Origin of the sequence: Chryseobacterium pyrolae (assembly GCF_025153485.1) — a bacterium.
Classification (GTDB): Bacteria; Bacteroidota; Bacteroidia; order Flavobacteriales; family Weeksellaceae; genus Chryseobacterium; species Chryseobacterium antibioticum.
The window spans coordinates 190,228-209,097 of sequence record NZ_JANZQH010000004.1 but is presented as its reverse complement, the minus strand read 5'-3'; the positions used below and the strand labels follow the sequence as shown (position 1 = coordinate 209,097).

At 35.6% G+C, this 18,870-nt stretch carries 26 protein-coding genes; 2 read left to right on the top strand and 24 right to left on the bottom strand.

Annotated features, from left to right (window positions below; all coding sequences use genetic code 11):
* Positions 1–79: 79 nt before the first annotated feature.
* Entirely contained in the window at positions 80–1,141 is a 1,062-nt protein-coding gene (locus NZD88_RS10695) for a helix-turn-helix domain-containing protein (RefSeq protein WP_259829129.1), read from the bottom strand.
* A gap of 163 nt (positions 1,142–1,304) precedes the next feature.
* Between NZD88_RS10695 and NZD88_RS10690 the strand changes: the two genes are divergently transcribed.
* Entirely contained in the window at positions 1,305–1,742 is a 438-nt protein-coding gene (locus NZD88_RS10690; protein ID WP_259829128.1) for a hypothetical protein, read from the top strand.
* 59 nt (positions 1,743–1,801) lie between these two features.
* On the opposite strand, the gene NZD88_RS10685 is transcribed toward NZD88_RS10690, so the two are convergent.
* The 7 genes from NZD88_RS10685 to NZD88_RS10655 form a co-directional block, all read right to left on the bottom strand.
* Positions 1,802–3,088, bottom strand: coding sequence for a citrate synthase (locus tag NZD88_RS10685; RefSeq protein ID WP_169236356.1), 1,287 nt, complete (start codon positions 3,086–3,088; stop codon positions 1,802–1,804).
* Positions 3,089–3,170: 82 nt separating this feature from the next.
* A complete protein-coding gene (gene eno, locus NZD88_RS10680) occupies positions 3,171–4,463 on the bottom strand; it encodes a phosphopyruvate hydratase (RefSeq protein ID WP_259829127.1) in 1,293 nt (430 codons plus the stop codon).
* 189 nt (positions 4,464–4,652) lie between these two features.
* A complete protein-coding gene (locus NZD88_RS10675; RefSeq protein WP_259829126.1) occupies positions 4,653–5,861 on the bottom strand; it encodes a hypothetical protein in 1,209 nt (402 codons plus the stop codon).
* A gap of 7 nt (positions 5,862–5,868) precedes the next feature.
* Positions 5,869–6,282 carry a hypothetical protein gene (locus NZD88_RS10670; protein WP_259829125.1) on the bottom strand — a complete coding sequence of 138 codons (414 nt, stop codon included), beginning with the start codon at positions 6,280–6,282 and terminating at the stop codon, positions 5,869–5,871.
* 202 nt (positions 6,283–6,484) lie between these two features.
* Positions 6,485–7,270, bottom strand: a complete 786-nt coding sequence (locus NZD88_RS10665; RefSeq protein WP_259829124.1) for a sensor histidine kinase — start codon at positions 7,268–7,270, stop codon at positions 6,485–6,487.
* A 596-nt stretch (positions 7,271–7,866) separates the two neighbouring features.
* The gene (locus tag NZD88_RS10660) at positions 7,867–8,766 is read right to left on the bottom strand and encodes a hypothetical protein (RefSeq protein ID WP_259829123.1); all 900 of its coding nucleotides are present in this window, start codon (positions 8,764–8,766) and stop codon (positions 7,867–7,869) included.
* A gap of 6 nt (positions 8,767–8,772) precedes the next feature.
* Positions 8,773–9,405, bottom strand: coding sequence for a response regulator (locus tag NZD88_RS10655; protein WP_259829122.1), 633 nt, complete (start codon positions 9,403–9,405; stop codon positions 8,773–8,775).
* Positions 9,406–9,581: 176 nt separating this feature from the next.
* Here NZD88_RS10655 and NZD88_RS10650 point away from each other — a divergent pair, with 176 nt between their 5' ends.
* Entirely contained in the window at positions 9,582–10,016 is a 435-nt protein-coding gene (locus NZD88_RS10650; RefSeq protein ID WP_259829121.1) for a hypothetical protein, read from the top strand.
* 55 nt (positions 10,017–10,071) lie between these two features.
* On the opposite strand, the gene NZD88_RS10645 is transcribed toward NZD88_RS10650, so the two are convergent.
* From NZD88_RS10645 to rpsN, 16 genes are all read right to left on the bottom strand, one after another.
* Positions 10,072–10,794: an ankyrin repeat domain-containing protein gene (locus NZD88_RS10645; protein WP_259829120.1), complete on the bottom strand. Its 723-nt coding sequence runs from the start codon at positions 10,792–10,794 to the stop codon at positions 10,072–10,074.
* 322 nt (positions 10,795–11,116) lie between these two features.
* Positions 11,117–11,641, bottom strand: a complete 525-nt coding sequence (rplQ, locus tag NZD88_RS10640) for a 50S ribosomal protein L17 (protein WP_169236363.1) — start codon at positions 11,639–11,641, stop codon at positions 11,117–11,119.
* 6 nt (positions 11,642–11,647) lie between these two features.
* Positions 11,648–12,643, bottom strand: a complete 996-nt coding sequence (locus NZD88_RS10635; RefSeq protein ID WP_169236364.1) for a DNA-directed RNA polymerase subunit alpha — start codon at positions 12,641–12,643, stop codon at positions 11,648–11,650.
* Positions 12,644–12,676: 33 nt separating this feature from the next.
* Positions 12,677–13,285, bottom strand: a complete 609-nt coding sequence (rpsD, locus tag NZD88_RS10630) for a 30S ribosomal protein S4 (RefSeq protein ID WP_034702881.1) — start codon at positions 13,283–13,285, stop codon at positions 12,677–12,679.
* Between the two features lie 19 nt (positions 13,286–13,304).
* Entirely contained in the window at positions 13,305–13,694 is a 390-nt protein-coding gene (rpsK, locus tag NZD88_RS10625; protein WP_034702879.1) for a 30S ribosomal protein S11, read from the bottom strand.
* 12 nt (positions 13,695–13,706) lie between these two features.
* Positions 13,707–14,084, bottom strand: coding sequence for a 30S ribosomal protein S13 (gene rpsM, locus NZD88_RS10620; RefSeq protein ID WP_002983260.1), 378 nt, complete (start codon positions 14,082–14,084; stop codon positions 13,707–13,709).
* Between the two features lie 9 nt (positions 14,085–14,093).
* On the bottom strand, positions 14,094–14,210 hold the full coding sequence (gene rpmJ, locus NZD88_RS10615) for a 50S ribosomal protein L36 (RefSeq protein ID WP_007839480.1): 117 nt from the start codon (positions 14,208–14,210) through the stop codon (positions 14,094–14,096).
* 110 nt (positions 14,211–14,320) lie between these two features.
* Complete coding sequence (infA, locus tag NZD88_RS10610) at positions 14,321–14,536, bottom strand: translation initiation factor IF-1 (protein WP_027381317.1); 216 nt, start codon at positions 14,534–14,536, stop codon at positions 14,321–14,323.
* Positions 14,537–14,539: 3 nt separating this feature from the next.
* Positions 14,540–15,919 (bottom strand): preprotein translocase subunit SecY, encoded by a 1,380-nt coding sequence (gene secY, locus NZD88_RS10605; RefSeq protein WP_034725974.1) that lies wholly within the window; start codon positions 15,917–15,919, stop codon positions 14,540–14,542.
* A gap of 9 nt (positions 15,920–15,928) precedes the next feature.
* Positions 15,929–16,378: a 50S ribosomal protein L15 gene (rplO, locus tag NZD88_RS10600; protein WP_169236366.1), complete on the bottom strand. Its 450-nt coding sequence runs from the start codon at positions 16,376–16,378 to the stop codon at positions 15,929–15,931.
* 19 nt (positions 16,379–16,397) lie between these two features.
* The gene (rpmD, locus tag NZD88_RS10595) at positions 16,398–16,574 is read right to left on the bottom strand and encodes a 50S ribosomal protein L30 (RefSeq protein WP_007839493.1); all 177 of its coding nucleotides are present in this window, start codon (positions 16,572–16,574) and stop codon (positions 16,398–16,400) included.
* A gap of 10 nt (positions 16,575–16,584) precedes the next feature.
* Positions 16,585–17,106, bottom strand: coding sequence for a 30S ribosomal protein S5 (gene rpsE, locus NZD88_RS10590; protein ID WP_169236367.1), 522 nt, complete (start codon positions 17,104–17,106; stop codon positions 16,585–16,587).
* 19 nt (positions 17,107–17,125) lie between these two features.
* Positions 17,126–17,479 (bottom strand): 50S ribosomal protein L18, encoded by a 354-nt coding sequence (gene rplR / locus NZD88_RS10585; protein WP_259829117.1) that lies wholly within the window; start codon positions 17,477–17,479, stop codon positions 17,126–17,128.
* A 15-nt stretch (positions 17,480–17,494) separates the two neighbouring features.
* Positions 17,495–18,040 carry a 50S ribosomal protein L6 gene (gene rplF, locus NZD88_RS10580; RefSeq protein ID WP_169236369.1) on the bottom strand — a complete coding sequence of 182 codons (546 nt, stop codon included), beginning with the start codon at positions 18,038–18,040 and terminating at the stop codon, positions 17,495–17,497.
* 17 nt (positions 18,041–18,057) lie between these two features.
* Positions 18,058–18,456 (bottom strand): 30S ribosomal protein S8, encoded by a 399-nt coding sequence (gene rpsH / locus NZD88_RS10575; protein WP_259829116.1) that lies wholly within the window; start codon positions 18,454–18,456, stop codon positions 18,058–18,060.
* A 144-nt stretch (positions 18,457–18,600) separates the two neighbouring features.
* Positions 18,601–18,870 (bottom strand): 30S ribosomal protein S14, encoded by a 270-nt coding sequence (gene rpsN, locus NZD88_RS10570; RefSeq protein WP_169236371.1) that lies wholly within the window; start codon positions 18,868–18,870, stop codon positions 18,601–18,603.

Genomic DNA, 18,870 nt, shown 5'->3' with positions numbered 1-18,870 from the left:
AAATTTAAATTTTATGAGACCAAAAGTAGCTGGCTATTCGAAAAACCGGGTTTTGAAGTTTAAATTCCGCAGTACGAAATTATAATTCTGAACTCTGGAACCTCACCTCAGAAGGGGTTTGAGACTGCTTGTATAAAAGAGGTGTTGTATTTTTAATTTTTTTGAAGGTAGAAAAGAAAGTAGACTTCGAATTAAACCCAACTTCGTAACCGATCTCTTCAATTTTCAGAAAGGAACCATTTTCTATTTTTTGACAAGCTTCACCAATTCTGTATTCATTGATATAAGTTGCAAAACTTTTCTCAAGATTATCATTCAGCAATTGGGAAAGCTGATGGGCAGACATATTCATTCTAGCGGAAAGATCTCCTAATTTAAGATTTGGATTTTTGTATAATTCTTCGGAATCCATAAGTCTTTCAAGTTTTGACACAAAACTTTCGGCGAGATCCCCCGAAATCTTTTTATTGGTGTATTTGGGAATGTCTTTTACAGCAGTATGTTCATTCTTTTTACTGAACAGAATTAAAAAATTAGCATACAATACAAATGAGAACACGAGACTTCCGCCAGCGCAGTAGATCTGTACCCATCCTGTAGAAATTAACTGATAGGCCAGGAAAATGATTGCATTGCTGATAAGTACCGGAAGAATAAATTGATTGGAATTTCTTACGGTATGCTTTGAAAAAATATAATACTGATATACGGAAAGCAAGACAAATATTGACCAAACTATGTAAATAAAGGTTCCGAAATATTGGTCCCAGGTAACCGGAAAGAATAAATACAGAAGCCCAACCACCCCGAGGACCAGTGTCAGAGCTCCAAAAGATGTTCTGCATTGTTTTAAATCAAATTTTTCCTGCAGGAAGGACGATCTGATATAGTAATACAAAGCAGGTCCGGTAAAAAATAGCGCAGACATTCCCAGATGGGGAATAATCCTCGGCAAGTCCGGATAGAAATACATAAAAACCGAAATTCCGACTCTGCTACTTAAAGTCAATAAAATCAGACCTAAAAAGAAATCCGGAATGTATTTTAGTTTTTTGACACACAGGAGATAGATTCCCAGCAGCAACCCATTAAAGGCTCCCACCGCACTGAAGAAAAATAACATCTGCTGTCCGAAAGTCATGATAATTGTTTTTTATTTTTTCGATATTTAGCTGTTAGCCAAAATCTATTGAGAGTGATCAACTTATGAAGGTAAATTTAATAAAATTATCGTGTTAGATTTGATATTATACAATAAAAAGATTCACCTTTACTTTTTGGGACTTTAGACTATTCTTAAATTAATGAAAAAATCAGATCAATCTCTTTACAATATCTGTATTGCTTCGATAAAAAGAAAGGCAATGAAACCTTATGATTTCAGGTGGACTCAATTTTATGATTCAGATTCCCATCCTAAATTACTATTCCAAAACTTCCCGATAGATTTTGCGGAAGAAGAATTGATTATTTGTTCAACCTTAATTGATCCTTACCATTACAGTATTTTAACAACGAGAAAGCTATTAACAAACAATAAAGGAAATATAGAATCTGGAAGCCTGATTAATGCTAAAAACAAATGGTATGGAGAATTCAAAAGTAAAACGGATCCATATTCTTTAGGTGAAGTTGAACTTGTTACTGGTGAAAGATTAGACTATTTTGTAGAAACGGGTAAAGCAGCGATGATTATGATTTATGGGGTGAAAACTTTAATAGATATCAGTAAAGAAATTTAAGCGTAAAATAAAAAATCCCAAAGCTTGCTTTGGGATTTTGATTATGATAAAAACAGGAATTATCTGTTTGTAATATCGATGTAATCTCTTTGTTGAGCACCTTGGTAAACCTGTCTTGGTCTTCCGATAGGATCTCCTTTCATTCTCATTTCTTTCCACTGAGAAATCCATCCCGGTAGTCTTCCTAATGCAAACATTACAGTGAACATTTCTGTAGGAATTCCTAACGCTCTGTAGATGATACCTGAATAGAAATCTACGTTTGGATATAGCTTTCTTTCTACGAAGTATTCGTCTTCAAGAGCTACTTTTTCCAACTGCATTGCAATATCAAGCGCTTTATCCTGAATACCTAATGCGCTAAGGATATCATCAGCTGCTTTTTTAATGATCTTCGCTCTTGGGTCAAAGTTTTTGTATACTCTGTGTCCAAAGCCCATTAGACGGAAGTTATCATTTTTATCTTTAGCTTTTGCTACCCATTTATTAACGTCTCCACCATCTTTTTCGATCAATTCCAGCATTTCGATCACAGCCTGGTTAGCACCTCCGTGAAGAGGGCCCCAAAGTGCAGAAACACCCGCAGAAATAGAAGCGAAAAGACCTGTATGAGCAGAACCTACCATTCTTACTGTAGAAGTAGAACAGTTTTGCTCGTGGTCAGCGTGAAGGATTAATAATTTATCAAGAGCATCTACAATTACCGGGTTTACTTCGAAATCCTCGTTTGGTAATCTGAATGCCATTTTGTAGAAGTTTTCTACATAGTTCAGGTTGTTGTCTCCGTGGTTAAGTGGAAGACCCTGCGTTTTTCTGTAGGTCCATGCGCAAAGGTGAGAGAATTTAGCAATCATCAATTCTGCAGCGTGGTCCATTTCTTCTTTAGAGTTTACGTTAACGGCTTTAGGATTAAAAGCTGTCAAAGCGGAAGTTAAAGAAGATAAAACTCCCATAGGGTGTGCAGAACGAGGGAAAGCATCGATGATTTTTTTCATCTCCTCTGCTATGAAGTTATATTTTTTAATATTGTTGTTGAAAGAACTGAACTGATCCTGATTAGGTAATTCACCATTTAATAAAAGGTACATTACTTCTGTAAAGTTAGATTTCTCAGCAATCTGCTCGATTGGATACCCTCTATAGAATAATTCTCCTTTATCTCCGTCTAAGTAAGTGATGTCGCTAAGAGTAGCTCCGGTATTTTTGTAACCTAAATCCAGAGTGATCAAACCTGTCTGGTCTCTTAATTTTGAAATATCAATTCCTCTGTCTCCGATAGTACTATCCACGATTGGATATTCATATGAATTACCGTCGTAATTCAATATTACTTTGTTGTCTGACATTTATTTATTTTTTTTTAAATATACTACTTTCCATAAAATACGGCAAACAAAAAATATCGCTTGCCGTCATTTATAAATTCAATTATCTTTTAATTTTAAATGCTTCTAATCCTGGGAAAATTGCAGTATCGCCTAATGCTTCTTCAATTCTCAACAACTGGTTGTACTTCGCCATTCTGTCTGATCTTGAAGCAGATCCTGTTTTGATCTGTCCGCAGTTCATAGCTACTGCTAAGTCAGCGATGGTAGAATCTTCAGTTTCTCCTGATCTGTGAGACATTACTGAAGTGAATTTGTTATTCTGAGCCATCTGTACGGCATCCATTGTTTCAGAAAGAGAACCGATCTGGTTTACTTTTACAAGGATAGAGTTGGCAATACCTTCTTTTACTCCTCTTGATAATCTTTCTACATTCGTTACGAATAAATCGTCACCCACAAGCTGCACTCTGTCTCCGATCTTATCGGTAAGCATTTTCCATCCTTCCCAGTCATTTTCCTGCATACCGTCTTCGATAGAGATGATTGGGTATTTAGCTGCTAATTCAGCAAGGTAAGAAACCTGCTCGCTGCTGGAGAACTGAGCGGCATCCGGAGTCTGGAATTTTCTGTAATCGTAAATTCCGTCTTTGTAGAATTCTGAAGCGGCACAGTCAAGCGCCAACATGACATCGTCACCTGGCTTATAACCCGCTTTTTCAATTGCCTGAAGCAATGTATCCAAAGCGTCTTCAGTTCCTTTGAAAGTAGGTGCAAAACCTCCTTCGTCTCCTACAGCTGTAGAAAGACCTCTTGAATGAAGAATAGACTTCAGGTGATGAAAAATCTCAGTTCCTTTTCTCAATGCATCAGAGAAAGATTCTGCTTTTACAGGCATTACCATAAATTCCTGGAATGCGATAGGCGCATCAGAGTGAGATCCTCCGTTGATGACATTCATCATAGGAACAGGAAGTGTGTTGGCATTTACTCCTCCTACATATTTATATAACGGTATTCTTAGTTCAGCTGCTGCTGCTTTTGCGACAGCTAAAGAAACTCCTAAAATTGCATTGGCCCCAAGGTTTCCTTTGTTGGCAGTTCCGTCTAGATCAATCATGATCTGGTCGATAAAGTTCTGCTCAAAAACCGGCTGTCCGATTAAGTTTTCTGCAATTACTTCTTTTACGTTTTCAACAGCTTTCAGGACTCCTTTCCCCATATAAATTGAACCACCGTCACGTAATTCCACTGCTTCGTGTTCACCTGTAGATGCTCCTGAAGGTACCGCAGCACGTCCCATGGCTCCGCTTTCTGTAAATACATCTACTTCAATGGTAGGATTACCTCTGGAATCCAAAATTTGTCTCGCTTCTATGAAAGAAATTGCACTCATATTGTTTAGTTTTAAACCGTCCGCAAAGCTTCAAGTTGTTTATTATTAATAATTATACTTATTACAAATTTAATGAAAAAACTAACCTGATGAAAAAAGTAGGCTTTAATATTTGGTAATAATTCAAAAATTCTCCAAAGTTTTTTATAATTTGGAGAATCTAGAAATATAATTAATTATGGGCCTATCTTATAATTTAAATTTACCTAATCCGACCAATAAATTCAATGCAACGATAAGATTTCCTTTTTTCTCATATTCACCCTCAAAATTTCTTCCAAACGAAAAGGTAAGTCTTTGATTTTTGGCGACCTCATATTCAAAATTAAGAACGTATTTCCAGGATGATTGATAATCAGATTTATTTAAAATACTTCTGTATATACATTCTCCGCTCATAAGAAATCTTTCGTTGGCCAATTTGAGAACAAGCCTGGACCCTACATCTAAAGTACTCAGGTTTTCTTTTTTCAGCTCGGGATTTGCTAAAGGTGAATCTGGATTATATAAGTATCTGGCCATGAAAATTAATGTTGAAGGATGGTTTTTCCAATTATATCCACCGGTAAGCCAAGCTCCTACTTTTGTTATTTGTGTATTATTAAATTTATTATTTCTAAAATCTAAAACTGTTCCCATTGATATATCGAGAAAATAACCGTAGCGTTCCAATTTTATATTTTGAGCTATTTTTGTTATTTCCAGTATTTTCGCCTCTTCTTCTTTTTTATTTTTATGATAATTCTCTATCTTGACTCCAATTGCCTCGATCTCCTTCTCTAATTCCTTATATTCCTGGGTATCTTCTTTATTCTCATCTTCCAAAAGTCTTTTCTCCTTCAAAAGTAATCCGTTGGCTCTATCAAGTTTTGCCAATTCTTCGCTGCCATCACTACCGGAAATTCTTTGCTTTTCTAAAAATTGATGGACTTTATGAATCGTATCCAATGCTTTTATGGTCTCATCACTAAATTCGCCTCTTTTAATGGAAAACTTTATCCCAAAACCCAGCCTTGATCTTTCTTCAAGATTCAGTTCTTCATCTTCCGCTATCCCTTTAAAGGCAAGGGAAGTCACAAATGTCTGTTTAAAAGTGGTAGAAAAATTGGAGTTGGTTCTTAAATCCTGGTATTTCCCATTCAATTTAAATGGAACCAAGTCAATCGCGAATGAGGTTGGCAGACTGGAAAAGTTGCTCGTCCCTTCTCTTAGGGAAACCATGATGCTTTTCAGATCGGTAGGTTTTTCAATGTCAGAATTAGCAATCCCCAAAAGGTTGGCTCCTGGCGATGCCTGGGCTCTTAATACGTCCAAATCAATCCCTTTTTCTTCCTGTCCAGAATAAAAATGAGAAAATACCAGGAGTATTAATACAAAACTCAATTTTAGTGTTTTCATGGTGATTTTAGTAAAAGGTTATATGATGTGTATAAAATGAAACTCCTCCTTCATTCTTAACTTCAGAAGTGTGAGTATCGTCATAAAGAGTTTTCCCGGCTTGTCTAATCTTTACAGTCAGAATCGTTTTATTGCTCTCTGTGCTTATATCCTGTATCATAGATTCTATACTCAGGACGTTTCCGATGAGTTCATTACATGTCCCAATTAAAATATTATCTGTGGATACATTAATAGATTTGCTTGGTTGGCTGGTTCTTAACACTTTAAAAGTAGAAGTTCCTAACTGTCCTTCACCCCCAAAATAGATTGAAACTGTAACCGACGATTCATCATTTGGAAGTCTTAAATTTTTAACGGCAACATATCTGTTGTCATTATCCTTTACAGCAGATAAAACACTACCTGTCTGTAGTTCCATAATTTTCAAATTAAGTAATTGGGCCTGAGTATTACTAATTTTTGCTGATTGATCTTTTTTAGTTTTCATGGTCATTAGTTTTTTTAGTTTATAATTCAAAGTTCCATTTAAAAAGCCTAGCTGTCAATTACACAAAAGGGTGATTATAACAACAAAACAGCACCACTTTGTAAGTGGTGCTGATTATATAAAGAAACTTTATCTAAATGGTTGTTCTAAAAAGGATGTGAGTTCCCGGTCCTTCTTTTAAGATATGACATTCTCCGTTCTGTTCCTGCATTCTTCTTTTCATATTCCGGAGACCGTTTCCTTCGGAATGTCCTTCTAATATTCCCAAGCCGTCATCTGAAATTCGCATAGAAAAAATATTTTTTTCCTGAGAGAAAGAGAGCTTCAATGAATCGGCGTGGCTGTGCTTATAAGCATTATTAATGGCTTCCTTTAAGCATAAAAACAGATTCCGCCGCAGTTCGGTAGAAATGGGGGTATCTGATATGACATCTATACTTTCCGACCATAATTTGATTTTTGTCCTTTTTAGAAAGCCATCTGCATACTGAATGGCATAATCTATAAAGCTTCCGAGTGTATCGTTTCCCGAGTTCAGGCTCCAAAGCATTTCCCGCATAGAGAGGTTCATTTCTTCTGAGGTTTTAAGAAGTTCGTCTATATCACTTTGAAGATTATCGTCTTTGGCTTTCTGTTTCAAAAATTCTGCTTGCAGCTTTAGTGCTGAGATACCTGCCCCGAGATCGTCGTGCATATCGTGGGAGATTCGTTCCCGTTCTTGTTCTATGGACTTTTGCTTTTCGAGTTCTTTTTGGAGGAGCTGGTTTTGGTGTTCAATATTTAATTGTTTTTCTTTCAGATAAAGAATCTGCTTTTTATTATACATTAATACAACAAAAATTATAAATACTGCAAAGACCAATATTAGGATAAATGCAGTAACATATATAAATTTTATTTCAAATGGAAGTTCTTTCATTTTTTACACAGTAAACCTTTAACAAAAATAAAATAAGAAATAACAGTAATAATTTGGAAAGTTATTTTCAGCATATAAGAAAATTCTATATCTGTTTTAACGAAAATGTACATAGGAAACATTCTAAAAATATAGAACACGGCCCAAAGTAATAAAGAACTGCTAAACCAAAAAAAGCCAAGATGCAAAATATTATCTTCTCTATTTTTATTTGATATTTTCATATAAAACCAGAATAAAGAAATAAAAATTAAAAAAATGGAGTAAAGAAATCCCGTAATAATAGAATAGTTTGTAGTAGAAATCAAAATAAAGAATATTCCTCCTAAACAGCTAATGATAGTAATAAATTTAATGGTTTTACTATGATCAATTTCTTTGAAATAAAGGTATCCAAAATAACAAATGCAAAATAAGTCTAAATAATTATAAATCCGTGTAGTAATAAAATCAACTTTAAATGTTACCATCAACTCAACAAGAATTGTAATTCCAAAATAAAGCCAAAAAAATTGTTTCCATAGATTTCTAAAACCAATGGAAACAATAAAACATATTACTATAATTACATAGTACAGATAGTCTAAAAAGTTCATTTAGCAATTTGAATTATCCGGAGGAGGACAAAGACCATTTCTATCATAAACAGATTCTTTTTCAAATGGTGTTCTACCTTCCTCAGTATGGTGTTCTGAAGTCATCAAAAATGTCAATCTATGAATATGCTTAACTTTAATACATTGATTGTTATCATCCGGATATTGTAAATAATCATTATGAAGATAAATAACAGGATAAAAAGCAATAACAGAATTTGCAGTCCCCCCACAAGCATTAATAAAATTTTCATACATTTTTCTTCCCAAAATAAATCTTCTAGTATTTTTGGCATTAGGATCTTGAGTTTCATGGACAATATATTTATCAAGTAATGCCTTTAGGCCTAAGTCATATCTTGTCCGGTATTCTTCAAATTCTAGTCGTGATAAACATTTTTTTCTGGGAGTGTTACTTATAAGATGATATGTATCTTCATTCTCATTCATGGTTAAGAATACCAATCCCAAAGTACTATCCTCACCTAAATAGATTTTTGTCTTATTAGTAGTGCTATCATGAAAAAGATCTTGGGCGACTTCTTTCGCAATTTCAATTGATGGTAAATATTTTCGCTCCATACCATATAAACTTGTATATCTATCCCTCCAATTTAATATAACTGCAGAATCAACCTCACCAGAGTCAGACATACTGTTATCAGGACAGGTATCACTTTTAAGGATTCTCACAGTATAATCAGCACTTACGTCTTCTTGTCTGCTAATTTTAAAATCACTGAAATCAAATGCTTCTGATCTCTCAATAAAACCCAGTTCTTCAATCATTTTATCACAAAACTCTTTTATCACATTCAGCTCACTTTCATTTATCTCATGATAATGAACAAGTTGGGAGATTCTCCCTAAAATTGCGTCTAATTCAATGTTTGTTCCCATAATCTCTTAGTTTTTAAAATGGTTAAATTTATTAATGGCTTCCACCTTATTACTGACATGCAGCTTTCGGTAGATGTTTCCTACGTGTTTTTTTACGGTATCAATGCTGATGAACTTTTGATCGGCTATTTCTTTATAGAGAAGCCCTTGTGAAAGAAGTTCCAGAATTTCCTTTTCGCGCTCAGTGAGTTCGTCGAAATCTTTATTTTCCGAAAGTTTTCTTTCGAAGTGGCCCAACACTCGGCGGGCGATAGACAGGCTCATCGGCGCCCCGCCATTGTATACATCTCTGATAGAAGAAAGAATCTTATCCATACTTTCCCCTTTGATGAGATAGCCCATAGCACCGGCTTTTAAGGAATTAAAGATCTTTTCATCATCTTCGAAACTGGTACACATGATAAACTGTGTATTAGCCATTTCTTTTCTAAGTTTTTCAATAATTTCAATACCCAGCATGTCCTGCAGCTGAATATCCATCATGACTACATCCGGAGAAAAAGAAGACAGATTCTTAAGGGCATCATTCCCATCAAAGAACTGGGCAACGACTTTCATGTCATCCTGGTAATTGATGACTTTCTTCAACGCATTGTTGTAGTTCTTTTCGTCTTCTACTATGGCGATGGAAATGCTCATTGTTTTTTTGTTTAAGACAAATTTCGTAAGAAAACAAGGCAGAATCAATTACACTTTTGTGTAATTTTGGGACTTGAGTTCAGGGTTATTGGTTTGCTTTTTGTTTCTATTAAATTTAGTTAAATTTCTATTACAATAGAAAAACAATTAACCCTACCCATTAAAAAATAAATATCATGAGAAAAAGCCTTTTAATAGCAGTTTCAGCTGTGGCATTATTATTAACAAGCTGCAAAAAAAGTGAAAGCGGAAACAAAAGTGTAATCAAGGTAGACAGTTCTGAAACTGTAATCACAGACCAAAACGGGAAAGTTGATTCTGTAACTCAAAGTTCTTCAACTATTGAAGTAAACGGCCAGAAAACCGAAAAAACAGATTTTGTTTATAAAGCTACAGACGGAACATTGGTAAAAGTAGTGTTCAAAAATGACCCTAAAGAAAGTAATGTTGCTATCACCAGCAACAAAAAGACTTTCACATTACCTAAAACGGAAACAAAAAATGGCGAAATCATCTATAAGAAAGATGATATGACTGCGAGGGTAAAAGGAGACAGCCTTCATCTTGAACAGGGAAATAATGTCATTGAGCTGAAAAGAACGAAAATCTAAACATAAAAAAACCGTCCGGATTCCTGGACGGTTTTTGTTTATATCGGAGTAAATTTTATTTTACACCTTTTCCATCATATTTTAACAGCAACTGATAAACATCTTCGCGACCTGCATTTTTGGCCCAATCTAAAGCTCTCCATCCCAAATGATCTTTTGATTTAACGTCTGCTCCTTTGTCAAGTAAAAACTGAACAATAGATATAGGTGCTGATTCTGCACTAACCATTAAAGCGCTCCATCCTTTCTTATTTTGCTGATTAACATTTACGCCCATATCTATTAACTTTTGCATAATCTTAATTTCTTCTTTATCGGAAGGGTGTATTTCATTCCCATTTAAACCAGCAGCCCCAATCGCCGTTCCCCAATCAGCAAGCTTCAAGATATAAGTGCTTTCATCTTTTGATTTTACATCTACTTTGTGATCTAAAAGACTCAGGATAATCGGATAGTTTCTATCTGACAGAGCATATTCTAAAAGGCTTATTCCTTTTTTATTTTCTACATTAACATTGGCGCCTGCCTGAAGCAGTACATTAAGAATTTCATTATTCTGACTAGAAACAGCTCTTGTTAAAGCCACTTCACCTGCTTCATCCTGCGCATCAATCAGTGCTCCCTTTTTAAGCAAAAACGAAACAACTTCAGAATGATTTGATAACGATGCATTCATCAATGCCGTAGCATAACCATTTCCCCTTATATTAACATCTGCGCCTTTCTTTACGGCCTCTTCCAATTGTTTTAAATTACCCTGTGCTGCGGCATCCAGCATTTCTCTATTGAGGGGAGATACTTTAACTTGTGTAAAAGAAGCATCTTCAATCTTGGGTATTGCTTCTTCTCCTATTTTTGACTGAGTCGATTTTTTAGAGTTTGGTATTGACTGGCATGCATATAAGCTTAATACGAATGCATAAAGGACGATTTTTTTTCCATGTAATTTGTGTTTATTTTTATATGTGTTTTATAATTACCCCAAAACTATCATTATTTTTATTAATAAAAATAATATTTCACTAAGTTACTATTTAAGTAGAAAACAAAAAAAAACCATCCAGATTCTGGATGGTTTTCTATGTATATCTGAGAATATATTATTCTGCAGTTTTGTCCTCTGTAGAATCTGTTGTTTCTGCCTTAGGCTCTTCAACTTTTTCCTCTACTTTTGGAGCATCAGCAACTACAGCTTCTTTTTTAGCAGTTGTAGCTCTTCTACTTCTTCTAGTAGTCTTTTTCTCTTCAGCATTAGGATTATAAAGTTCGTTGAAATCAACTAGCTCGATAAGAGCCATGTCAGCAGCATCACCTTGTCTGAAACCAGTCTTGATGATTCTTGTATACCCGCCGTTTCTTTCCGCGATTTTAGGAGCTACTGATCTGAAAAGTTCAGTAACTGCTTCTTTATTTTGAAGATATGAAAAAACAATTCTTCTATTGTGTGTAGTATCTTCTTTTGCCTTTGTTAATAGAGGTTCAACATATACTCTTAAAGCTTTAGCTTTAGCTACAGTAGTGTTGATTCTTTTATGCTCAATTAGAGAACAAGCCATATTAGAAAGTAAAGCACTTCTATGAGAAGCTGTTCTTCCTAAGTGATTGAATTTTTTACCGTGTCTCATTATTAATTATTTATCAGCGTCTAACTTATATTTTGCAACGTCGAAACCGAAGTTAAGACCTTTTGAATGCACTAATTCTTCTAGTTCTGTCAAAGATTTTTTACCAAAATTTCTGAATTTCATCAAATCAGACTTACTGTAAGAAACAAGCTCTCCAAGAGTTTCTACTTCAGCTGCTTTTAGACAGTTAAGGGCTCTTACTGAAAGATCCATATCTGCTAATTTAGACTTAAGTAACTGTCTTGTGTGAAGTGTTTCTTCATCGTATTGGATAGATGCCTTTACAGCTTCTGTTTCAAGAGTGATTCTCTCATCAGAGAACAACATGAAGTGATAAATTAATATCTTAGAAGCTTCTGTTAAAGCATTTTGAGGACTGATAGATCCATCAGTTTCTATATCTAATACAAGTTTTTCGTAGTCTGTTTTTTGCTCTACACGATAATTTTCAATGCTGTATTGTACTTTCTTAATTGGTGTGAAAATAGAGTCAATAGCAATAGTACCTACAGGTGCATTGTTTGACTTATTTTGTTCTGAAGGAACATACCCTCTACCTTTTTCAATATTGAAAGTAATTTCGAAAGTTACATCACTGTTTAGGTTGCAAATCAAAAGATCCGGGTTTAACACCTCAAATCCGTTGACAGACTTTCCTAAATCACCAGCAGTAATAACGGTTTGACCGGAAACTTTAGCAATTACCTGCTCGTTGGCCTGGCCTTCTGCTGAAGCTTTTAATCTTACCTGCTTAAGGTTAAGAATGATTTCGGTAACGTCTTCGATTACTCCTGGAATAGTTGAAAATTCGTGCTCTACACCTTCTATTTTGATAGATGAAATAGCATATCCTTCCAGAGAAGAAAGCAACACTCTTCTCAAAGCATTACCGATAGTAAGCCCGAAACCTGGTTCTAATGGTCTGAATTCGAATTGACCTTTAAATTCATCAGAGTTAAGTAAAATTACTTTATCGGGTTTTATGAATTGTAAAATTGCCATATTATTGGGTTGAGCAAAAATTTGATTAAAAAATTATTTAGAGTAAAGTTCGACGATAAGCTGTTCCTTGATGTCCTCCGGAATCTGGATTCTTTCAGGAGCAGAAACGAAAGTACCTTCTTTCTTCTCATCGTTGAATTGTAACCACTCATAATTAGCTTTAGAAGCTAATGAATCAGTAACAACCTCAAGAGACTTAGATTTTTCTCTTACAGCGATCACATCACCTGCTTTAACTAAATAAGAAGGAATGTTAAGGATCTCCCCATTCACAGTGATGTGTCTGTGAGAAGTTAACTGTCTAGCAGCAGATCTTGTTTTAGCAAAACCTAATCTGTATACTACGTTATCCAATCTTGATTCACAAAGCTGTAATAGAACTTCACCTGTTACACCTTTACTTCTGTGTGCTTTTTCGAATAAATTTGCAAACTGTCTTTCTAAAATACCGTAAGTATATTTAGCTTTTTGCTTTTCAGCTAACTGAACTGCATATTCAGATTTCTTAGCACCTCTTCTTTTGTTAGGACCATGTTGTCCTGGCGGTTGGTTTTTTCTTCTTTCGAAGTTTTTGTCATCTCCGTAGATTGCAGCACCAAACTTTCTCGCAATCTTAGTTTTAGGACCAATATATCTTGCCATAATGGATAAATTCTAAAAATTAAACTCTTCTTCTTTTTGGTGGTCTACATCCATTATGTGGCATAGGAGTCACATCAATGATTTCGCTAACTTCAATACCTGAATTGTGAATTGTTCTGATCGCAGATTCTCTACCTGCACCAGGACCTTTCACATACACCTTTACTCTTCTTAATCCAGCTTCATGAGCTACGTTAGAGCAATTTTCAGCTGCCATTTGAGCAGCAAAAGGAGTGTTCTTTTTAGAACCTCTGAATCCCATTTTACCGGCAGAAGCCCAAGAGATAACTTCTCCGCTTTTATTTGTTAAAGAAATGATGATGTTATTGAAAGAAGCTTGAATATGCGCTTCACCAATAGCTTCAACTTTTACTTTTCTTTTTTTAACTACTTTACTTTGTTTTGCCATAATTCCTAACGATTATTTACTTGCCTTTTTCTTGTTAGCAACTGTTTTTCTCTTTCCTTTTCGGGTTCTAGAGTTGTTTTTCGTTCTCTGGCCTCTTAAAGGTAATCCTAGTCTGTGACGTATTCCTCGTTGGCATCCTATGTCCATCAATCTCTTGATGTTCAATTGCACTTCAGATCTTAATTCTCCTTCAACTTTTACGTTTTCAGAGATATATGTTCTGATTGCAGCCAATTCATCGTCATTCCATTCGTTGACTTTCTTGTCTTCGCTGATACCGGCAGCTTTAAGGATTTCAGAAGAAGTACTTCTTCCAACTCCGTAGATGTAAGTTAAACCGATAACACCTCTTTTGTTTTTTGGTAAATCAATACCTGCAATTCTCGCCATAATTTAATGTTAGCCTTGTCTTTGTTTAAATTTTGGGTTCTTCTTGTTGATTACGAACAGCACACCTTTTCTGCGTACAATCTTGCAATCAGCGCTTCTTTTTTTAATTGATGCTCTAACTTTCATTTGAAATATTTATTTTTTTTACTGACCAATGGAATCTTACGATTTCATTTTGATAGTATTTATTTTTCAACAAGAGCCAAACGGAACCTACATTCCATTTGGCGTTTGTTTTAATATCTAAATGTGATCCTCCCTTTTGATAAGTCATAGGGAGACATTTCTAGTTTCACCTTGTCTCCAGGTAAAAGTTTAATATAATGCATTCTCATTTTACCGGAAATGTGAGCAATAAGTATATGCCCATTCTCCAGCTCTACACGGAACTGGGCGTTCGAAAGTGCTTCCGTAATAACGCCGTCTTGTTCAATATGTTTTTGTTTCGCCATAAATTAGTATCCAGTCGTTCTTGATAATTTAGACTGCATTAAGCCATCATAATGATGATTCAGCAGATAAGTATTAATCTGTTGAACGGTATCTAAAATAACTCCAACCATAATCAATAGTGATGTTCCCCCGAAAAATAGGGCGAACGCATCTGTCTGAACAAAGCTTCCATGCACTATTGCTGGAAGGACTGCAAAGATAGATAAAAATATTGCACCTGGCAAGGTTATTTTTGATAAAATATCATCTAAATAATCAGCTGTTTCTTTACCGGGTCTTACTTTCGGTACTAAACCTCCATTTCTCTTCAAATCATCAGCCATTTGGTTTACCGGAATAGTAATTGCAGTATAGAAAAATGAGAATATAATAATTAATAGCGCGAACAATACGTTGTACTGCCAACTAAAAACATTCTTGAAACCTGCAAGAAAAGTATTGGACTCATCGAATTTCGTCAATAATCCTGGTACGAACATCAATGCCTGAGCAAAGATAATCGGCATTACACCAGCAGCATTCACTTTCAATGGGATCCACTGTCTTGCTCCCTGCATAAGATTTCTGTTTACACCTCCTCTTGCTTGAGCTCTGCTTACATACTGAATTGGAATTTTCCTAACAGCAACAGATAATACCACTGCTAAAAGAACTACCAACATCCAGAATATTACTTCAATAAGGATCATAATAGATCCCATTCCTCCTTTTCCGTTCTGCACGGCCATTTCCTGAACGAATGCTTCAGGTAATCTAGACAGGATCCCCACCATAATAAGGATGGAAATACCGTTTCCGATACCTTTGTCGGTGATTTTCTCACCTAACCACATTGCGAATACTGAACCAGCAACCAAGATTACAATACTTGGTAACCAGAACATGATAGAATTTGGCTCTACATAGTATGCAGAAGAGAACTGAGCATATGGTAAAAATAATTGAGTAATAGAAGTTAAATAAGAAGGGGCCTGTACTAAACAAACTCCGATCGTTAACCATCTAGTAATTTGATTCAATGTATTTCTACCTGACTCTCCATCCTTCTGAAGTTTCTGAAGATAAGGAATAGCCATTCCCATCAACTGAACAATAATAGAAGCAGAAATATAAGGCATGATTCCTAACGCCATTACGGAAGCGTGGCTGAAAGCTCCCCCCGTAAACGACGAAAGCAAGCCAAGGAGACCTGCTCCTTGCTTGTTACCGCCTTGATTTTTATAATGCTCTAAGAGATCTCCCACCTCTGCAAGGTTAATTGCAGGAAGCGAGATATAAGATGCGAATCTATACACAAGGATAATACCTAACGTAAAGAGAATTTTATCTCTTAATTCCTTTAGGCTCCAAATATTCTTAAGGGTTTGTATAAATTCTTTCATTAGTAAGTATTATAAGGTAATTGCTTTTCCACCTGCTTTAGCAATAAGCTCTTCAGCAGATTTAGTGAACTTGTCAGCAGAGATTGAAACCGCAGATTTCAATTCTCCTCTACCCATAATTTTCACTAATTCGTTTTTAGAAACTAAACCGTTTTCTACTAAAACTTCTTTCGTGATATCTCCAGTGATGGATTTGTTCTCGATTAAAATTTGAATAGTATCAAGGTTTACTCCTCTAAACTCTTTTCTGTTTACGTTTTTGAAACCGAATTTAGGTAATCTTCTTTGTAAAGGCATCTGTCCACCTTCGAAACCGATTTTCTGAGAATAACCAGCTCTAGCTTTCTGACCTTTGTGTCCTTTCGTAGAAGTACCTCCTTTTCCTGTACCTTGTCCTCTACCAATTCTTTTAGAGTTGTGAGTTGCACCTGCAGCAGGTCTTATGTTGTTTAAATTCATCTTAATTTTTGTTTTAAAATTATTTTTGAACTTCAAGTAAATGACTAACTGCAGCTATCATTCCTAAAATAGAAGGCGTAGCTTCGTGTTCTACAACTTGGTGAAGTTTCTTAAATCCTAATGCTTCAAGCGTTCTCTTTTGGGTTTTTGTTCTTCCAATAGCGCTTCTTACTTGCTTTACTTTGATTGTTGCCATTGTTCTAATATTAACCGTTAAACACTTTACTTAGAGAAACTCCTCTCATTCTAGCGATCTCTTCAGGTCTTCTGATATCCAATAACGCTTTGAAAGTAGCTTTCACCACGTTGTGAGGGTTAGAAGATCCTTTAGATTTTGAAAGGATATCATGAATACCAGCAGACTCTAATACCGCTCTTACCGCACCACCGGCGATAAGTCCTGTACCGTGAGAAGCAGGTCTCAAGAAGATATCTGCACCACCGTATCTAGCAGTAGTCTGGTGAGGGATAGTGTGGTTCATTACAGGAACTTTCACAAGGTTTTTCTTAGCATCTTCAACTGCTTTAGCAATTGCAGAAGCAACTTCCTTAGATTTTCCTAAACCGTGACCGATGATTCCATCTTCATTACCTACTACAACAATAGCAGAAAATCCGAAAGCTCTACCTCCCTTGGTTACTTTTGTTACTCTGTTAACAGCTACGAGACGATCTTTTAATTCTAATCCTCCCGGTTTTACTCTTTCTATATTATCTAGTCCTAACATATTTCCGAAATTTTAATGATTAGAATTTAAGTCCTCCTTCTCTCGCCCCATCAGCTAGAGCTTTCACTCTTCCGTGGTATACGAATCCGTTTCTGTCAAATACAATCTGTTCAATTCCTGCAGCGATAGCTTTGGCAGCGATAGCTTTACCAACAGCAGCAGAAACTTCAGTCTTAGTACCATTAGCATCTACACTTTTCTCTCTAGAAGAAGCTGCTACTAACGTTGTACCATTTTTATCATCGATTAACTGAGCGTAAATTTCCTTATTACTTTTATATACAGATAATCTTGGCAATTCAGAAGATCCAGAGATTTTTCCTCTTACTCTTCTTTTGATTCTTATTCTTTTTTCTAATTTACTTAATGCCATAATACTTATAATTTATTAAGCAGATTTACCAGCTTTACGTCTAACAATTTCTCCCAGGAATCTTACACCTTTTCCTTTGTAAGGCTCAGGCTTTCTGAAAGAACGGATCTTTGCAGCTACCATTCCTAGAAGTTGGTTGTCATGAGACGCTAAAGTAATAATTGGGTTTTTACCTTTTTCAGTCAATGTATCTACTTTTACTTCGCTAGGAAGTTCTAATACGATACCGTGAGAGAATCCTAAAGCTAACTCAAGTTTTTGACCTGTGTGTGAAGCTCTGTATCCTACTCCTACTAGTTCTAGTTTCTTTTCGAAACCTTTTTCAACACCAACAATCATATTGTTGATCAACGCTCTGTATAAACCGTGAAGCGCCTTGTGTTGTTTAGACTCAGACGGTCTGCTTACTGTAAGCACGCCATCGTTCTGTTCTAAAGTAATTCCTGCTGTAAGCTCCTGAGAAAGTTCTCCTTTAGGACCTTTTACCGTTACAACACTGTTATTTTCAGTGACTGTAATTCCAGCTGGAATTGTTATAATTGCTTTACCAATTCTTGACATTTTCCTCTGATTAAAAATTAATAAACATAGCAGATTACTTCACCGCCTACTTTTTCTTCTCTAGCCTTCTTGTCAGTCATTACTCCTTTAGAAGTAGAGATAACAGCTATACCCAAACCGTTTAGTACTCTTGGAAGTTCAGTAGAACCTTTGTACTGTCTTAAACCTGGTCTAGAAGCTCTTTGAATAGATTTGATAGCCGGTTTGTTAGTTTGCTTGTCATACTTTAAAGCGATTTTGATCGTACCTTGAATAGCGCTATCTTCAAACTTGTAGTTTAAGATATACCCTTGATCAAATAAGATCTTAGTAATCTCCTTTTTGATTTTCGATGCAGGAATCTCCACCACTTTGTGGCCTGCGCTTTGTGCGTTCCTTACTCTTGTTAGGAAATCTGAAATTGGATCTGTTACCATTTTTCTTTTTTAAATTATTGGTTAAAGACAATCAGTATTGAAGGGACTTGAAGATCAAAATATCAGACTTCAGAAAAACTTGGGTCTGATATTTTTATTCTCTAGTATCCAGACAACTTAATTGTCCCGATTAATTAGTAATTATTACCAACTAGCTTTTTTCACTCCCGGGATAAGACCGTTGTTGGCCATTTCACGGAAAGTTACTCTAGAAAGACCGAAGGTTCTCATGTACCCTCTTGGTCTACCTGTTAGTTTACATCTGTTGTGTAATCTTACAGGAGAAGCATTTTTAGGTAATTTCTGCAATCCTGCATAATCACCAGCTTCTTTTAAAGCTTTTCTTTTGTCAGCGTATTTAGCAACTAGTGCTTCTCTTTTGCGCTCACGCGCTTTCATTGATTCTTTAGCCAT